Source organism: Caballeronia sp. NK8 (assembly GCF_018408855.1).
In the GTDB taxonomy this organism is placed as follows: Bacteria; Pseudomonadota; Gammaproteobacteria; order Burkholderiales; family Burkholderiaceae; genus Caballeronia.
Genome location: NZ_AP024326.1, coordinates 150,241 through 167,660, shown reverse-complemented (window position 1 = coordinate 167,660; position 17,420 = coordinate 150,241). Strand labels below are relative to the sequence as shown.

Below are 17,420 nucleotides of genomic sequence, written 5' to 3'. Positions count from 1 at the left end.
TTCATGCCCGTGCATGATATCGACTCTATATCGAAGGGTCATCCAAGGCCGTCGATGACACGAGCGGCGCTCCGAGTCCTCGCCCCTGTGCGCGGTGCAACGCCGCGCGGATACATGCGACATACATTCCGATGCACGTTCATTGAATGGAGACGTCGTTATGAGCAAGCACTCCAGAAGCGACGCACCGCAAAAGCCCGTTCCCGAGAGCGATGAACTTCGACTCGTCGATGCATGGTGGCGCGCGTGCAATTACCTTTCGGCGGGCATGATCTTTCTCATCGAAAATCCCCTGCTGCGAGAGCCGCTCAAGTCCGGGCACGTTAAACAACGCCTGCTCGGTCACTGGGGCGCGAGCCCCGCTCTCTCGTTCACGTGGGCGCATCTGAACCGCGTAATCAAGCGCGACGATCTCGACGTGATCTTCATGGCAGGACCCGGTCATGGCGCGCCCGGCGTGCTCGGCCCCGCCTATCTGGAAGGCACCTATTCGGAGGTGTATCCGGACAAGAGCGAAGATGCAGAAGGCATGCAGAAGTTCTTCAAGCAGTTCTCTTTTCCCGGTCATATCGGCTCACACGTGACACCGGAAACCCCGGGCTCCATTCATGAAGGCGGAGAGCTTGGCTATAGCCTCTCTCACGCCTATGGGGCGGCACTGGACAACCCGGGCTTGATCGTCGCGTGCGTGGTCGGCGACGGCGAAGCGGAGACCGGTCCGCTCGCGACGGCCTGGCACTCGAACAAGTTCATCAATCCCGCGCGCGACGGCGCCGTGCTGCCGATCCTGAACCTGAACGGCTACAAGATCGCCAATCCGACGATCCTCGCGCGCATCAGCCACGAGGAACTGGAGGCCTTGTTCGTCGGCTATGGCTACCGGCCTTATTTCGTCGAGGGATCGGATCCGGCCGAAATGCATCGGAAGATGGCGGAAACGCTCGATGCCGCGACCGCCGGGATCCGCGCGATCTGGGACGAAGCGCGCAACGGTAAGGACGTCGAGCGGCCGCGCTGGCCGATGATCGTGTTGCGCACGCCGAAAGGCTGGACCGGCCCGAAGGAAATCAACGGCCACAAGGTCGAGGGCTCGTGGCGCGCGCATCAGGTGCCGTTCTCCGATGTGCATAACAATCCCGCGAATCTCGCGGTGCTCGAACGCTGGATGCAGAGCTACAAGCCCGAAGAGCTTTTCGACGACGACGGCAGGCTGCGCGCGGAGATTCGGGCGATCGCGCCCACCGGCACGCGACGCATGAGCGCGAATCCCCACACGAACGGCGGCGTGCTGCGCAAGGAACTGAAGCTTCCCGATTTCCGCGCCTATGCCGTCGACGTCGGTCAGGCCGGCAAGATCCAGCACGAAAACACGCGTCCGCTGGGCGCGTTCCTGCGCGACGTCATGCGTTGCAACATGGACAGGTTCCGCGTGTTCGGCCCCGACGAAACGGCATCGAATCGCCTTCAGGCCATCTATGAAGTCAGCAAGAAAGTCTGGATGGCCGATCTCCTTCCGGAAGACGCGGACGGCGGCGAGCTGTCGCGCGATGGCCGCGTCATGGAAATGCTCTCCGAACACACGCTGCTCGGCTGGCTCGAAGGCTATCTGCTGTCAGGGCGACACGGCTTCTTTCACACCTACGAAGCATTCGCGCATGTGATCGATTCGATGTTCAATCAGCATGCGAAATGGCTCGACATCTGCAAGAACCATGTGCCGTGGCGCGCGTCGGTTTCGTCGGAAACCATCCTGCTCTCGTCCACCGTATGGCGGCAGGATCACAATGGCTTCTCGCATCAGGATCCGGGCTTCATCGATCTCGTCACCAACAAGAGCCCTTCAGTGACGCGCGTGTATCTGCCGCCGGACGCCAACACGCTGCTCGTCGTGGCCGACCAGTGCCTGCGCTCGAGCGATTGCATCAATGTGATCGTCGCGGACAAGCAGAAGCATTTGCAGTTCACGACCATCGACGAGGCGATCGTCCACTGCGCGAAGGGCATCGGTGTGTGGCGCCGCGCGAGCAACGACGAGAACGACGAACCCGACGTGGTCATGGCGTCCTGCGGCGATGTCGCGACGCAGGAAGCGCTCGCCGCGACCGCCATACTCCGCGAGCGTCTGCCGGAGCTCAAGGTGCGCTTCGTGAACGTAGTCGATCTCTTCAAGATGCAACCGAACACGGAGCATCCGCACGGCTCGAGCGTGCGCAATTTCGAGAGCCTGTTCACCATCGACAAGCCCGTGATCTTCAATTTCCACGGCTATCCGTGGCTGATCCACAGGCTCGCCTACCGGTTCCGCAATCACGAGAATCTGCACGTGCGCGGCTATAAAGAGAAGGGCAATATCAACACGCCGCTCGAACTGGCGATACTCAATCAGGTCGATCGTTTCAATCTCGTGATCGATGTGCTCGATCGCGTGCCGCGCCTGCGCGGTAGAACCGCGCATCTGAGAGAGGATATGAAGAACGCGGTCATCTCTCATCTGGATTACGCGCACACGCACGGCACCGACAAGCCGGAAATCGCGGAATGGGTGTGGCCGTTTTGATATCCGAACGGGGGTGGTCATGACGACGCGCTATGGACGGCTCCTGAGTGCCAGCCTCGTCGTTTTGATGGCAGGCTGCCCCTCGAAACAGCAGGATCAGCCGGCTCAGACTCAGGCGGCGTCGGCGCCTGCTCAAGCTTCGGCGGCGCCGCCTGCCTCCGTCGCGGCGCCGGTTTCGGCAGCGGTGCCCGCCTCCGTTGCGGCTGTGCCGCCGCTGCCCGCTTCCGCGACGCAGCCTGCGGCACAGCAATATCCGCCCGAGGAACTCGAGGCGCTGGTCGCGCCGATCGCACTCTATCCTGATTCGCTGCTGTCGCAGGTGCTGATGGCATCGACGTATCCGCTGGAAATCGTGCACGCCGCGCGTTGGGTCAGATCGAATCCGAATGTGAAAGGCGACGCCGCGGTAAAGGCCGTGCAGGATCAGACATGGGACGTCAGCGTGAAGTCGCTGGTGGCGTTTCCCCAGGTGCTCGTCCCCATGAACGACAAGCTGGACTGGACCCAGCGACTCGGCGATGCGTTTCTCGCGCAACCCAACGACGTGCTGGCCGCCGTGCAGCGTCTGAGGATTCGCGCGCAGGACACCGGACATCTGAAGTCGACGCCGCAGCAGAAAGTGAGTGTCGAAGCACGGTCCGCCACGAGCCAGAGCGGCCAGCCGGGTCAGGCGCCGCCCACGCAGATCGTGCGTATCGAACCGGCCAATCCGCAGGTCATCTACGTGCCCTCCTACAATCCGACCGTCGTGTATGGCGCCTGGCCCGCGCCGGCCTATCCGCCGACCTACTGGCCGCCCCCACCGGCGTATTACCCCGGGGCCGCCCTTGCGAGCGGCTTTGCGTGGGGCCTGGGCATCGCGGCGGCGGGTGCGATCTTCAGCGATTGCAACTGGAACAACAACGACGTCAACGTCAACATCAACAAGGCCACGAACATCGATCGCAACTTCGACCGCACCAAGGTCGAGGGCGGCAAGTGGCAGCATGACGCGCGGCATCGCCAGGGCGTTTCCTATCGCGACAACGCAACGCGCGACAAGTATTCACGCGGCGTGCAAGGTGCCGATGCCCGGCGCGACTATCGCGGACGCAACGGCGCTACGCCGGAGCGCGTGGGCGCGGCCAATCGGCCCGCGACACGCGACCAGGCGGCCAACCGGCCCGCTCGCGCCAACAACGCGAACGTCGCCAACCGCGCCGACGCCGCCAATCGCGCGCATGCGCAAAATCGTCAGGCGGGAGCGGGCAATCGGGCGCAGACGGCCGACCGCAAAGCGCCAGCGGCCAATCGGCCTCAGACCGCCAATCGGCCGGCGCACACGTCAGAGCGCGCTCAATCACACGCCCGTGGCGGCGCAGCGGGCGCGCAGGCGGGCAACCGGGGCGCATACGGCGGCGGCGCGCGCGACACCGCATTTCAGGGTGTCGGCGGCGGCGGTGGCGCGGCGCAACGCGATTTCAACCGTGGACAGTCGAGCTTCCAGTCATCGAACTTCCATCGTGGTGGCGGCGGTGGCGGCGCGCGTGGTGGTGGTGGTGGCGGCGGTGCGCGCCACGGCGGACGGCGCTGAGGAGAGCGATCATGAAGAGACTATCGGAGATTGGCGCGCTCCTCGCCTTGGCCGGAGGCACGCTGACCGTCGCGCTCGCGCTCGCCGTCATTCCAGTTCCCGCGATGAGCGCCCAGAAGTTCTTCCAGACACCCGAGGCGGCGATGAACGCCTTCGGCAGTGCCGTCGCGGACAACGACGAAAGCGAACTCAGGGCGTTGCTGGGCGCCGACTTCCGCGACGTGATTCCTTCGGTCGGCGCCGAGCTGCGCAGCAAGTTCCTGACCGCATGGCAGGCTTCGCATGCGATTCAGACGACCGGCGATGACCACGCTCGGATCGCCGTGGGCAACGACGGCTGGACGCTGCCCATCCCCCTCGTGAAAACGAAGCAAGGCTGGGAATTCGACATGCGCGCCGGCGCCGACGAGATGCGCCTTCGGGAGATCGGCCGCAACGAGCTTGCCGTGATCCAGACGATGCTCGCGATCTACGATGCACAACGCGACTACGCATCGAAGTATCACGACGGCAACAAGGTCTACGTCTATGCGGACAAGTTCGCCAGCAGCAACGGCAAACATGATGGTCTGTACTGGCCGACCAGCGCCGATGAAGAACCGAGTCCGCTCGGTCCGGCCTTCATGACAGCCGGCGCTCGCGCCAGATCGGAGTCGGGCTACTACGGCTACCACTACAAGCTGCTGCGCGCGCAGGGGACTCATGCGCCGGGTGGCGCATACGACTACATGGTCAATGGCCGTCTGTTCGGCGGCTTTGCCGTGGTCGCATGGCCGGCCCATTATGGGGAAACGGGCATCAAGAGCTTCATGGTCAGTCACGACGGACAGGTCTATGAGCGCGATCTCGGCCCGGATGGTGACAAGAAGGTCGGCGCGATGAAGTCATTCGATCCCGGGCCGGGGTGGGACAAGGTGTCGCCTTGAGTACTGCGATCATTCAAAAAATCATGCATTTCGCTGGGCTCGTCGTCGCCCTCGCTAAGCTGACCATGCAGCTTTGAGACTTCCGTCGATCGCATCGAGATGTACCAGCGGAGATCGAAGCGTGGGATGGCGGAGCCATGCTTCCGGTCCGCGCCACCATTGCACTCGGAGCGCAGAGCGGCACAGCCCCAATATGGGGTGGTTCGCCGTCTGCCATCGACAATATCCGACACGTCGAGAGACCTCTTATAGTTGTCACAAATCAAGGTGGGCAAGTGTTGACCCCGTCAAGGCCGACCTGGTGCCCGACGTGCCGCTGAACGAAAGTCTCTAGTTCGGCAGCAACCCGACGTTCGAATGCCCGTGCAATTGCGTGGACCAATGACCGCTTGTGGCCGCTGCGTCTCGCCAGTCGCCATCCGAACGTTCGAACTATGTTCGCCCCTACTGCGAGCGTGAGGCTTCGCCATCTCCCTCGTGTGCTCCATGGGGTGTATTGACGGGTGGACCGGTTAAGTATATTGAGGCTTCATATCGCCATCAGTGACATTGAAGTCCTCGGGCAACTGAGGGGCAGCTTGGGGTCGCGTGTAGCGCCCTTGCAAGTCCACGCTTGCGCCTGGGAGTCGTCATGCACCATTACTCAGAATGTGTCGCGGCAGTCATGATCGCCGCGAGCAACGCGCAGGCTTCCGACGCACTACCGGCGCAAGGCGAAACCGGATCGCCATGGCAATTAGCCGTTACGCCGTACCTCTGGTTGCCGAACGTCAGCGGGACACTGCGCTTCTCTCTGCCCGGCGGCGACGCTGACGCCTCCACCGGGCCTTATAACTATCTGCAAAACCTCAAGTTCGTTTTTATGCTTCAGGGGGAGGCACGCAAGGACGACTGGAGCATCCTGGCGGACGCCATTTACCTGAATTTCGGGCAGCACGGGAGTTCGGTCAATACGGCGAGCGGCCTATTTGGTCCTCGGGAGACTCAGCGCAGTTTCAAGACAACTTTCCGCGGTACGCTGCTCCAGCTCGGTGGCGGTCGCACCGTATTGCGGCAGTCGTGGGGCAACGTCGATGCGATCGTAGGACTGCGCTATCTGGGGGTCAAGGCCACACTTGATGCGTCGGCCACGAGAACCAACGGAACAGGGGTAAGCCAAACACCGGAAGTCAATGTGTCTCAGATCCAGAACATTTTCGACGGCATTGGTGGCGTGCGCGGGCGCGTGATGATCACCGATGACGGCCGGTGGTACGTGCCGTTCTACCTCGACGCCGGCGCCGGTTCGTCAAAGTTCACGTGGCAGGCAATGACCGGGGTCGGCTATGCAATGAAGTGGGGCGATTTGAGTTTGACGTACCGGTATCTAGCTTTCTATGGGTCGGGGGATCAACTGGTCCAGACGCTGCGCTTCAACGGTCCAAGCTTCAATGTCACGCTGAGGTTCTGAATGCGAAGCCCCACGGAAGTGATCTACTGCTGGAGCGGGTTGCGTTGCAGACGCCTAGTCACCGGGGTTGAGCAAAATCGAAACCTTATTAGCATTCCTAATGCTATGGGTCGTGCAGTTGTTTTCGAGACCTGTCTCGCAAGACGCACGTATTCATTGACTTTGCGTCGGAAAAGCCGGGCCAGGAATTCGCCGCCGAAACCCGCCAGCCCGAGGAAACGCGCTCGCCGGCCAGCCAGCATCAAGTGCTGCAGCCGAACTGCTATTCGGCGCACGCGTTGTCGCCTTAGTAGGCGCAGGCTTCAGCCCTTTTTCGCCCGCTCAGCCGTTAAATTTCACTCTTCAGGAGGCGCTCGTGAATCGTCTAAAAGCAACCCTAGTAGCCGCGACAGTCTTGTTGGTGTCGCACGCGTGGGCACAGCAGGCGCCACAGGCCGAGCAAGGTGCCGCTTCGTCCAAACATAACGACGAGATCGTCCAAATGCGCACGGAGATCGCCGCCGCTAACAAGAAATACGACCAGAAAGTCGCGGCGGCGCGGAAAGTTTTCAACCACAAGAAGTCAGAGGCCGCGAAAGAGCGCGACGCTGCAATTGCGGCTGCACATAATGGAGCGAGCGGCCATTAAGGGCTCCGGGTCGAGGAACCGCGAACATGCGTAGCCCCATACGGTCGATAGCCCTAGAGACATGCGTGACTCTTTAAGCGTGCTGCCTCTCGCACTCGCGGTCTGCGTGGGCGGGTGTGCGGTTCCCGAGACGCCGGCAGGAAGCAATGCGCAAACTGCCCCTCAGACGCCCGCGACAAACGCTTCGCAGCCTGTCGCCCAGCCAGCAGCGGCCAGTGCTGCTGTCCCTCAGGTGGCGTCTACGGGCGGTGGGCAAACCGTGGCAATGGACCCTGCCTCGCTGGACAAACTCGTCGGTCCGATTGCGCTCTATCCTGACGACCTCATCGCGATCATTCTTCCCGCGTCGACTTATCCGGTCGAAATCGTTCAGGCCGACCGCTTCCTCGCGCGCAGGAAGACCCAAAAGGACTTACCGGTCAACGAGTCGTGGCAGGATCCTGTCAAGGCACTGCTGAATTACCCCGAAGTCGTGAGGCAACTGAGCAGGGACCTCGACTGGACAGTTGCCCTGGGTGAAGCAGTGGTCGCAGACCAGAGCGCGGTGCTGGATGCCGTGCAGCGGTTCCGACGTCAGACGCAATCGGCAGGAAATCTCAAGACGGACGACAAACAGACGGTGGTCGTTGAGAAGGAAGTTATCAAGATTGTGCCGTCAAATCCCGAAGTCATCTACGTACCGCAGTACAATCCTTCGACGGTCGTCGTGAGTAGCCCAACACCGGTCTATGGCTATTGGCCCGCCCCCTATCCGGTCTATTACTATCCTTACGCACCAGGGGCGGCTTTCGCCACAGGCCTGATCTGGGGTGCAGCGATTACCGCGGCGTGGCATGGCGGGCACTATGTATCGCATTACGAAGGCGGCAACAACACCATCAACATCAACCGCGAGACCAACGTCAATCGCGCCGACGTCAAGAACGAACTGAGCAATCGCGCTCAGAACCGCTCAGCCAACGGAACCTCTGCGTCTCAGCGCTCGACCCAGTGGCGTTCCGAGAAGACGCCGGGACAGGTCTCTGGCGGCACTACACGCGCATCGGCGCAGCGTGTCGGCGACCCGCCGTCGCGTGGCAACGCTGGCAACGTCGGCGCGTCCGGCGGCATCGACCGTGCGGCCCCGCGCGGGCCGACGGCCGGACAGCCATCGCGCGGGCAAAACAGGGGCAACTTCCAGGGAGGCGGTGGCGCCGCATTTAGCGGCTACGGCTCCGGTCAGGCCGCGCGTGCAGATAGCGCCCGCGGCGCGGCGAGTCGGCAGTCTTCACCGCGTGCGCAGGGATCATCGCAAGGCGCTCGCAACTTTCAGGGCGCAGGCAGCTTCTCCGGCGGCCGCGGCGGGTTCGGCGGAGGCGGCGGTCGCATGGGTCGCCGATAGGGAGAGACGAGATGAAAACGCTATGTCGCCTATTGCCCGTGTGCGCCCTCGTGACGGCGCTTCTGACGGCGTCCCCCGTCATCGCGGCATACGACCAACAAACTTTCGCAACGCCCGACGCCGCCGTGAGCGCGTTGCAACAGGCACTCGAAGCGAACGATGAAGCTGCACTGATCAAGATCTTCGGTGAGACACACAAGCGGCTCGTCGTGACACCCGATGACGCCGAGAACCGCGATCTGCGGGCCAAAGCGCTTGCAGAGTTCAATGCCTATCACATGCTGGAGGAAACCTCTCCCGATCGCCGCATCCTGCGTATCGGCGACGAAGCGTGGCCGATGCCAATTCCGCTTGTACGCGAAAACGGGCAGTGGCGCTTCGCAACCGAGGATGGCGAGCAGGAAGTGCTGGATCGTCGCATCGGGGCGAACGAGCGAGAGGCGATCAAGGTACTGCGTGCCTACGTGGATGCCCAGAGAGAGTACGCAGCACGCGACCGCATGGGCGACGGCGTACTGCAGTACGCCCGAAAGCTCGGTAGTTCGCCCGGCAAGCAAGATGGCCTGTACTGGCCCGCCAACGAGTCGAAGGCCGAGGAGCCGAGTCCCTTTGGGCCGCTCATCGCCGCCAGCTCGAATTATCTCAAGGATCGACACCCGGGCGACGCATATCACGGCTATTACTTCCGCATTCTCACGCGGCAGGGGCGGCACGCGCCGGGCGGCGCATTCGGCTATCTCATCAACAGACGGATGCTGGCGGGCTTCGCCATGGCCGCCTATCCTGCGCAATATGGCGAAAGCGGCGTCATGACCTTCATTGTCAACCGCAATGGCGTCGTGTATCAAAAGAATCGCGGCAAGAGCGCTTCGCCGGTGACCAAGTTTGATCCGGATGCATCCTGGACCCGCGTGCAGCAGCCGTAATGTGGGCGGTCGTCCAGCATCGGCCCGAGTGACCGCCGCACTGGCTGCGGTAATCGCAACAGTCTTCAGTGCCGCGCAGGCTGAAGAGAAAGAGCCTCTCAGCTTCATCGATTCGACGGACGGGCAACTGGACATGAGCGATTTTCTGCTCAAACACAAAGGGGCGCTGCCCGTGCCTGTCGTGATTACTGAGCCCGCTGTGGGCTATGGCGTAGGTCTCGGCCTGCTGTTCTTCTCCGGGCCGATCGCCGAACAGGCGGCAAACTCAACAGGTAATGAGCGCAATCGGATTCCGCCGAACGTCACGGCACTCGGGGGGCTCTACACGCGGAACGGCACGTGGGCGGCGGCCGCCGCTCACTTTCACACATGGGACGACGACCGATATCGTTACCTTGGTGCGGTGGCAAAAGTCGATGCTCACCTTGACTACTTCGGACTGACGAGCGAGCCCCGCGCATACACCCTGAGGGGTGATGCGCTGCTTCAGCAGTTCCTGCTACGGCTTGGAAACAGCCGCTGGTATGGCGGTGTGCGCTATGTCTTCTTCGACTCGACGTCCAGTTTCACAGGCGGCAACGTACCGGACAGCGTTTCCAAGTTCGAGAGGAACCAGCGCATCGGCGCCGGCAGCCTGATTTTGGACTACGATTCGCGCGACAACATCTTCTACCCGGGCTCCGGCAGCCTCGCGGAATTCGAAGCCCAGTTCGCCCGAATCGGCTTCGGCGGCACCCAGAACTACGATGTCTACGCCGCGCGCGGCTTCAAATGGTTTCCGCTGATGCATGCGCTGATCCTAGGCCTTCGTGTCGAGACGAAGTTCTCGACGGGAGACATTCCGTTCTACGCACAGCCGTATGTCGACCTGCGCGGCGTTCAGAAGGGACGATACCAGGACCGCAACGCCATCTCGACTGAAGTCGAGTTGCGATGGGACGTGACGCCGCGATGGTCGCTGCTAGGCTTCACAGGGCTTGGCAAGGCGTATGGAAGACTGGAAAGCTTTTCGCAGGCACAGAACGTCACAAGTGTCGGCGCTGGGTTCCGTTACCTGATCGCACGCAAGCTAGGGGTGTCCATTGGTATCGATGTCGCCCACAGCAAGGACCAAAACGCGTTTTACATACAGGTCGGCAGTGCCTGGCGGTGAGTTTAGCGAAAGGTACAGCGAACCGCTCAAATAGGCAACCGGGCACGCTACCCCAAACCTCAATCATGAAGCCACAGCGGCCCCGTGAATCGCTTATTTACCTTCGACGCATGCGCCATTAGCCCAGCGGCAGCTCACTGCTAATCAAGAGACCTTCAAATGACGGGGTTGACGGACCAATCGATGACTGCTTGTGGCCGGTTGCCGCAGATTGGAGTACGAGCGCCCCGCATCTCCGGCGACCTCGGCCCGAACTTCCGGACCCGTTAAGGTTTATTCGATGCCTGCCATCGGCCGCAGAAATGTGCGTGCCGCCGCGCATGTCGGCAGGCGTCGAATAAGCCCGATGGAGGAAACCGCGGAGTGCCCCACTGCGGTTGGAGGGTTCGCGGCTATGGCGATTGATAGACCGGAATGGTCAGTGGTGCCGGATGCGGCACGCTCAGGCGGGGTGCCGGAGGGACGCTGACGCCGTAGCGAAGTGGTTTAGTCGTGCATTCGCGATGATGAGGCGGCCGGGCAAAGCGCTTCGCGTAGCGACACGCGCAGGCTCCATCCTTGGGCCGCGTTGCCGCGGAGCCAACGTTCGACAGGCAGGTCGAGGAACCGTGGGGTTCATGTCGGATCCCGGCGCATTGGCGGTGCGCGGATCGGGGCGCTGCGCGCGAGGATTTCGATGACGACCATCGGTGCGCCGCAGTGCCGACAGATGAAGACGGGGCGGGTTTCGATGATGGCGTCGTCCGGCGACGGGCTGATCTCGGGTTCGACGTGCAGCAGTTCGCGCACCTTTGCGAGATTGGCGCGGCGCACCGGGTTGGCGAGCAGCCCGAAGTGGCGGATCCGATGGAAACCACCGGGCAGCACATGGAGCAGGAAGCGGCGCATGAATTCGCCGGTTTCGAGGGTCATGGTCTTGTAGCGGGTGCGTCCCTTCGCACGGTAGTCCTTCCAGCGGAACGTCACGCCACGCTCATCGACGGCGACCAGGCGCTGGTTGGAGATGGCGACGCGGTGCGTGTAGCGTGAGAGGTACTCGAGCACCGCCTTCGGTCCGGCGAACGGGCGCTTGGCGTAGACCACCCATTCGCAAGTACGTAGGGGCGCAAGCCATCGGGCAAAGGTGGCGGGGTCGGCGAGCCCGGTGTACTCGCCGAAGAACTGCAGGTCGCCACGGTGGTGAACCGACTGGAGTGCCTCGAGGAAGCGGCGTCGGAACAGGCGTGAGAGGACGCGCACGGGCAGGAAGTAGCCGGGCCGGCAGGCGATCCAGCGTTCACCGTCAGGCGACAGCCCGCCACGGGGGACGATGCCGTGCACATGCGGGTGATGCGTGAGCGCCGATCCCCAAGTGTGCAGTACGAGCGTGGCGCCGATCTGGGCGCCGAGATGCCTGGGATCCTCGGCGATCGTGCGCAGCGTGTCGGCGGCGATGTCGAACAGCAGCCCGTAGATGACCCGCTTGTTGTACCAGGCGATCGCGCTGATTTGCGCGGGCAGCGTGAAGACGACGTGGAAGTACTCGACGGGTAGCAGATCGGCCTGACGCGCCTCTAGCCAGCGGTGTGCGGCGCTGGCCTGGCACTTCGGGCAATGCCGGTCTCGGCACGAGTTGAAGGACACCTCGGTCCTTGTGCAGCCTGAACAGCGCAGCACATGTCCGCCCAGTGCCGCCGTGCGGCACCGTTCGATGGCCGACATGACCTTCAGCTGCCCCAGGCTCAAGTGTGTCGTGGCTCGCCACGCTGGCCCGTGGCTGCGGAAGATGTCCGCAACCTCCAGCATGAGGCGTTACAGCCCGCGGGTCTACTCTGAGGGCAGACGGTCCAGCGGACTGGTGACCTCGTGCAGCAGGTCGGTGGCCACCTGGACGTAGAGCGCGGTGTTCTCGAGCTTTGCATGGCCGAGCAGCACCTGGATCACGCGGATATCCACCTTCTGTTCGAGGAGATGTGTCGCAAAGCTATGGCGTAGCGTGTGCATGGACACACGTTTGTCGATGTTCGCAGTCTCGGCGGCGGCATGAATGGCACGGTTCAACTGTCGCGTGCTTAACTGATCGAGCGGATCGAGTCCGGGAAACAGCCACCCACCATCGAGCATCTTGCCCTGCGCACGGGCCACGCGCCACCACACACGCAGACGTTCGAGCAGCACCGGCGAGAGCATCGCGTAGCGGTCACGGCGGCCCTTGCCCTGCTCGATACGCAGTGTCATGCGCTCGCTGTCGACGTCGGTGACCTTCAGCGCCACCACTTCGCTGGCGCGTAGCCCCGCGCCGTACGCGACCGACAGCGCGGTTTGGTGCTTCAGGTTACCGGCGGCCTCGATGAGCCGCCGCACTTCGTCGGGGCTGAGCACGACGGGCAATATGCGGGGCACGCGCACCGGTTGCATCCTGACCATCAGCTCGGGCCGGTCGAGCGTGACTTTGAAGAAGAACTTCAGGCCGGTGATCGCGTGGTTCAGCGACACGGCCGATGTGCCGTGGTCGACCAGATAGAGCTGGTAGCGGCGCAGGTCCTCGACGGTGGCCGTGTCAGGCGAGCGCCCGAGAAAACGGGCGAACTCACGCACGATGTGCAGGTAGATGTCCTGCGTCTTGGGGGCAAGCTGGCGCATGCGCATATCGTCGATCATGCGCTGGCGCAGTGGGCTGGCGTTTGTCGGTAAGGAGGTCATGATTCGGCTCCTGTTGAAGAACGAGGCGGATTGCCTCATTCGCCAACATAAAGCCGGGTGACCGGCCTCTCCCTGACCACCAGCGTCGGACCGTAGCCCCTACCGCGCGAGCGGTTTAGTCCTTCGACCCTCTACGGTCGGTCGCGCGTCGGGGCTTTGACGGCGGCTAACCGAGTGTTTCGGTCATCCAGGCCGCAGACCCGGGCACAGCAGTTCGTTTGGCGGACGTTCGCGCGAAACCCTCAACGACCAAACGCGTTGCTTTGGGTTCGCGCTTCTGGACGCTAGCTGATTCGGAAGTGCTCGTCACCGCCACAACCTGGCTGTCGCTCGTTTGCAGCGCCTAATTCCCACTGCTTACGGGTCAGCACCCCGCGCAAAGCTTCTCCTTCATAATTCAGTCGTACCATTGCGGTACACGTCATTGAGGTAAGCGTCTTCTATCAGCGAACTGCCGATTGACGCCATTCCTCGACAGCTTCATCGATCGAGGTCAATCCCGGCACGTGAAGCACGCCGTCGTGAACCTTGCGGCGCAGCGCTGGGCTGCTTCCGCCGACCCAAAGTCGTATGTGTGGCGGCAGCAGGTCGCGCAGATCGGTCAGAGCGTTCGCGACGGATTGCGCGGGCAGCGACGCGCTGAATGACAGCGCCACGATATCGATCTTATGCGCCGCCGCCGCATCGACGACATCGTGCAGCGGCGTCTGCAAGCCTAGCGGAACGCATTCGCATTCGGAGAGCGTGAACATTGCTTCGGCCATCAAAATACCGAGACCGTGCCCTTCGCCGGAGAGCGTCGTCAGCAACACGCGCGGACGGCTGCAGCGACCGCGCAGCGCGTCCGAGAGCGGGCGCATCAGGTTTCGCATCGTCGACTGGAGTATCTCGCTGAACAGATGTTCGTGGTATACCTGCAAGGTGCCAGCGGTCCACGCGTTGCCGACACGCTCCGACAGCGGCGCCGCGACGTCCAGCACGAAACGCTCGAGTCCGTCGCGCGTCGCCCGCTTCAGCAGCGCGATGCGTAAGTCGTCGTGGACGCTCGCGCGCAACAGCGAGATCAGACGATCGAGTTCGGCGTCCGGCTCGTCCCGTCCCACGCCGGAGCTCTGCGCCAGGTGCTGAAGCATGTCCATCGGTTGCCCGAGCACCTCGCTAGGCCGATGCCCTGCGTCAAGCAGGCGCTTGACGAGCCGCAACTGCGTCACCTGGTCCTGCGAGTAAAGGCGTTCGCCGCCGGGCGTGCGCATCGGCCGCGGAGAGCCGTAACGGCGCTCCCAAACACGTAGCGTGTCCTTCGTCACGCCAATTTCCTGAGCGATCGCCGCGATGCCAATTCCCGCCACCGAAGTTGCGTGCGATGGGACCTGCTCCAGAGTTGCGGCCTCATCCGAGCCCGGCTGCGAATCGAACTCCTGTACCGATGAGTCTGCCATTGGCGGATCACCTGAAACGTCCGTAGATGAAGATAAGACCAAGGACGACCGGCAAGCCTTCTCGCTGACCGAACCCGATCCGCCGTATCCGGCCGTGAACGTCGCTCTTCGCAGATCCGCGTGTCCTGCGCATTCTTTGCATCCAACGACATCGCGTCTACCGAACAACATCGTCGCAGGCGAGGCCTGAAAGACGTCGCTGCAAATTCGGCATTTCATCGTATGACGCACGCTCCAGCCGGCGTATGGATCAAGCAGCTCGATGCCTCGGGAAGACAAGCGGGCGGACACATCCTCTACGTTGATGGCCATAGCAGTCCTTTGTCTTGGAACCTTCCACTAAGCAGTCTATGCCGTTCGATGGTCTCCAACCGCTCGTGCGAAAAAAAATGGCCTAGTTTCGCGAAACAGTTGCATGCTTCCCTCCCGCCCGAAGTCGATAAGCAACGAACTCTCAAGCGAGTCGTGTGACCGCTTTCGGGCCGAATTTGCCGCTGTTGCCAAGTCCTTCGGCCCTCGGGTATTCCTTCACAATCGATGTTCCCCGATGCTGTTGCCCCGCTGCGACAGCAGTTGACGATTTGCTGAGTGGGCGCGGAATCAGCCCCGCACTGTCGACCGGCAGCTAATCTAACCTTCCCACCGCTTCAACATTGCCGTTGTCGGACCGCAGCAAAGTCCACGTTGCGTTCGGCCACGACTGGAATCGCTGGCGGCTGGTCCGATCTTTGCGCCAGCGATCGCGTGGACTTCTCCACACTCAATGAACGGAGGCTAGCCATGAACAAGGACCAAGTGAAGGGCACCGCGGAAAAGGCGAAAGGAAAGATCAACGAGGGCGTCGGGAAGATGACTGGCGACACCACCCAACAGGTGAAAGGGCAGGTCCAGCAGGGGGCGGGCGAGGCCCGTAAGCAATACGGCGATGCAAAGGAACAAGTGAAGAAGAGCCATCCGTAACGGTCGCCCACAACAGCCCGCGCGCTCGCTCGAGCGCGCGGGCGCTCGGCTCTACCCTCGGCTCCTTAGCCGCGAGGACAGATAATCAGAGGGAGGACCTATGCCATATCTACTCGGCTGGCTGCTTGGCGTGCCTGTCATAGTGCTCGTAATTCTGTATCTTATCTTCCACTAAACGCGCAAAACGGCCGGTGGTGTCGATGCCGACACTAGGCGATTGATGGCCCCGGCCAGTGATTATTGATTCGCGAGGACCCAGCGGGCGTCGGGCTCGCCGCCCTGGCCAAGTTGATGGCTGCCAAGAATGGATGGTCAACGCTCGGCGTTCAACCAGTGCGCCGAGTCACTTACCCGATCGCTCGGCCCATTCTCGATGAAATCGTCCTCGAAGGTCTGGCCGATTAGCTCATCGTCCTTTGCCGGCACGCTACTTACGATCGCTCGGAACATTTGGATCAGAGCGTTGCCGTCTTGCAGATGTGCGACGACAACACGCGCAGTCCGTAGCGAAACAGATTCTCGGATGGGCGGTGCTGCGCTTCCATCTTGCAATTCGAATGCAAAACGATGGACCTCTTCATGCCCTTCGGGCAGCCTTGCACGACCCCAAATCGTAGCTCTCATGATTTGCTTCTGACGAATATCTCTCCTAGCGAAGCGCAAACTTGGTGCCTACCGTACGCGCAAAGAGTTGCCGTACTCGCAACCCGTAGCTTGGAACAGAGCATGTCAGTGAGTTCCGCCTCGGGCGACGAGCGCGCGTCGCACACACACTCGGCGAACAGGCGTCAATGATTCGTGCCCTGTCGTTTCCGTCACACCGCGACGTCGCGGCTTCGACGCGAACGGGTGTCCGCGTCGGTGCGTCTAGCGGGCGCGCGCGTTGTAGGCATACCCTTCTTGAGCCACGTATGGGCGGACGTCGTGTCGCCGCTCAGGTACTCCACGACTTGCAAAAGTGCATCTGGCGTCTCTATCTGCCGCTTGATCTCAGGGGGCACTGCGCCGCAGGCAATGAGCACTCCCTTTCCTCTTACGACTTTATCGATGAGTTGGCCGCGGTATGAGAGCCGCATCCGGAAGGACGGTCGTAGGTCGGCATCTGGCGAGTATGCAATGTCGACCGTCGAGTCAGCTTCGTTTAAGTCGGCCCAGAGGGGAGATGAGTTCTGGCGCGCGGCTTTCCGTCAATTCGGCTGCGCGGTCAAAGCCGTCGCTCACCTTCTGTACTGAACGAGTGCTCGGATCGATCAGGTAACACAGAAACACGCTCGCCTCCGCTGGCGCCCCGGGCCCTCTAAAAACCGGTGGCAGCTTGCGCGCGAAAGACGCGGCCTCAACGCGCCCTCGTCACAGACTCGCCCCGAGGCGTCCTTCTCGTACAGCTGCATACGACGGAGCCGTCGGCGCAAGCGTCGGACCAAAATCGACGTAGCGCTCACGGCGCAACTGCACGCTGCGCCACGCTGTCCGGCAGCCGATGATTACTCGCGCGTGCGCGCTTGCCCGAGACCAGACCGTGCGCGCCGTCTGCCCGATAACGCCATACGAGCCTCTCGATCTGCCGCACGCTCAAGCCCAGCCTTTCGGCGGCACGGCCTGGCTTGAGTTGGCGCTCGGCCACGGCCTGAATCACTCTGAGTCGGTCCAGTTCGCACATCGACATCGTCTTGGTCCCAGTCATGTTTATGGCCCGCGCTCCTGAAACGCTTGTCTGGCCACGAACGTACGGCAAAATGCGACAT

General features: G+C 62.2%; 13 protein-coding genes and 1 pseudogene. 9 read left to right on the top strand and 5 right to left on the bottom strand.

What is annotated here, in order from left to right; genetic code table 11:
* Nucleotides 1-160 precede the first annotated feature (160 nt).
* The 8 genes from NK8_RS33545 to NK8_RS33510 all read left to right on the top strand — a co-directional run bounded on the left by NK8_RS33545 (nt 161) and on the right by NK8_RS33510 (nt 10,594).
* A complete protein-coding gene (locus tag NK8_RS33545; protein ID WP_213233755.1) occupies nt 161-2,557 on the top strand; it encodes a phosphoketolase in 2,397 nt (798 codons plus the stop codon).
* A 19-nt stretch (nt 2,558-2,576) separates the two neighbouring features.
* Entirely contained in the window at nt 2,577-4,130 is a 1,554-nt protein-coding gene (locus NK8_RS33540; RefSeq protein WP_225936595.1) for a DUF3300 domain-containing protein, read from the top strand.
* Nucleotides 4,131-4,234: 104 nt separating this feature from the next.
* Nucleotides 4,235-5,056: a DUF2950 domain-containing protein gene (locus NK8_RS33535; protein WP_225936623.1), complete on the top strand. Its 822-nt coding sequence runs from the start codon at nt 4,235-4,237 to the stop codon at nt 5,054-5,056.
* Nucleotides 5,057-5,720: 664 nt separating this feature from the next.
* On the top strand, nt 5,721-6,506 hold the full coding sequence (locus NK8_RS33530) for a hypothetical protein (RefSeq protein ID WP_213233753.1): 786 nt from the start codon (nt 5,721-5,723) through the stop codon (nt 6,504-6,506).
* Between the two features lie 355 nt (nt 6,507-6,861).
* The gene (locus NK8_RS33525; protein ID WP_213233752.1) at nt 6,862-7,134 is read left to right on the top strand and encodes a hypothetical protein; all 273 of its coding nucleotides are present in this window, start codon (nt 6,862-6,864) and stop codon (nt 7,132-7,134) included.
* Nucleotides 7,135-7,399: 265 nt separating this feature from the next.
* A complete protein-coding gene (locus NK8_RS33520) occupies nt 7,400-8,515 on the top strand; it encodes a DUF3300 domain-containing protein (protein ID WP_225936594.1) in 1,116 nt (371 codons plus the stop codon).
* A gap of 11 nt (nt 8,516-8,526) precedes the next feature.
* Entirely contained in the window at nt 8,527-9,441 is a 915-nt protein-coding gene (locus NK8_RS33515) for a DUF2950 domain-containing protein (RefSeq protein ID WP_213233750.1), read from the top strand.
* A 28-nt stretch (nt 9,442-9,469) separates the two neighbouring features.
* Nucleotides 9,470-10,594: a BamA/TamA family outer membrane protein gene (locus NK8_RS33510; RefSeq protein ID WP_225936593.1), complete on the top strand. Its 1,125-nt coding sequence runs from the start codon at nt 9,470-9,472 to the stop codon at nt 10,592-10,594.
* Nucleotides 10,595-11,209: 615 nt separating this feature from the next.
* Here NK8_RS33510 and NK8_RS33505 read toward each other — a convergent pair.
* The 3 genes from NK8_RS33505 to NK8_RS33495 form a co-directional block, all read right to left on the bottom strand.
* The gene (locus NK8_RS33505) at nt 11,210-12,379 is read right to left on the bottom strand and encodes an IS91 family transposase (RefSeq protein ID WP_213233544.1); all 1,170 of its coding nucleotides are present in this window, start codon (nt 12,377-12,379) and stop codon (nt 11,210-11,212) included.
* A gap of 21 nt (nt 12,380-12,400) precedes the next feature.
* Nucleotides 12,401-13,276, bottom strand: a complete 876-nt coding sequence (locus NK8_RS33500; protein WP_061121634.1) for a site-specific integrase — start codon at nt 13,274-13,276, stop codon at nt 12,401-12,403.
* 443 nt (nt 13,277-13,719) lie between these two features.
* Entirely contained in the window at nt 13,720-14,715 is a 996-nt protein-coding gene (locus tag NK8_RS33495) for a MerR family transcriptional regulator (protein WP_213233749.1), read from the bottom strand.
* Nucleotides 14,716-15,495: 780 nt separating this feature from the next.
* Here NK8_RS33495 and NK8_RS33490 point away from each other — a divergent pair.
* A complete protein-coding gene (locus NK8_RS33490; RefSeq protein WP_213233748.1) occupies nt 15,496-15,675 on the top strand; it encodes a CsbD family protein in 180 nt (59 codons plus the stop codon).
* Nucleotides 15,676-15,987: 312 nt separating this feature from the next.
* Here the strand turns inward: NK8_RS33490 and NK8_RS33485 are convergent, their stop codons facing one another.
* Both NK8_RS33485 and NK8_RS33480 read right to left on the bottom strand, forming a co-directional pair.
* Nucleotides 15,988-16,299, bottom strand: coding sequence for a hypothetical protein (locus NK8_RS33485; RefSeq protein WP_213233747.1), 312 nt, complete (start codon nt 16,297-16,299; stop codon nt 15,988-15,990).
* Between the two features lie 783 nt (nt 16,300-17,082).
* Nucleotides 17,083-17,365, bottom strand: a pseudogene (locus NK8_RS33480) (helix-turn-helix domain-containing protein); the annotation flags it as partial.
* Nucleotides 17,366-17,420 lie beyond the last annotated feature (55 nt).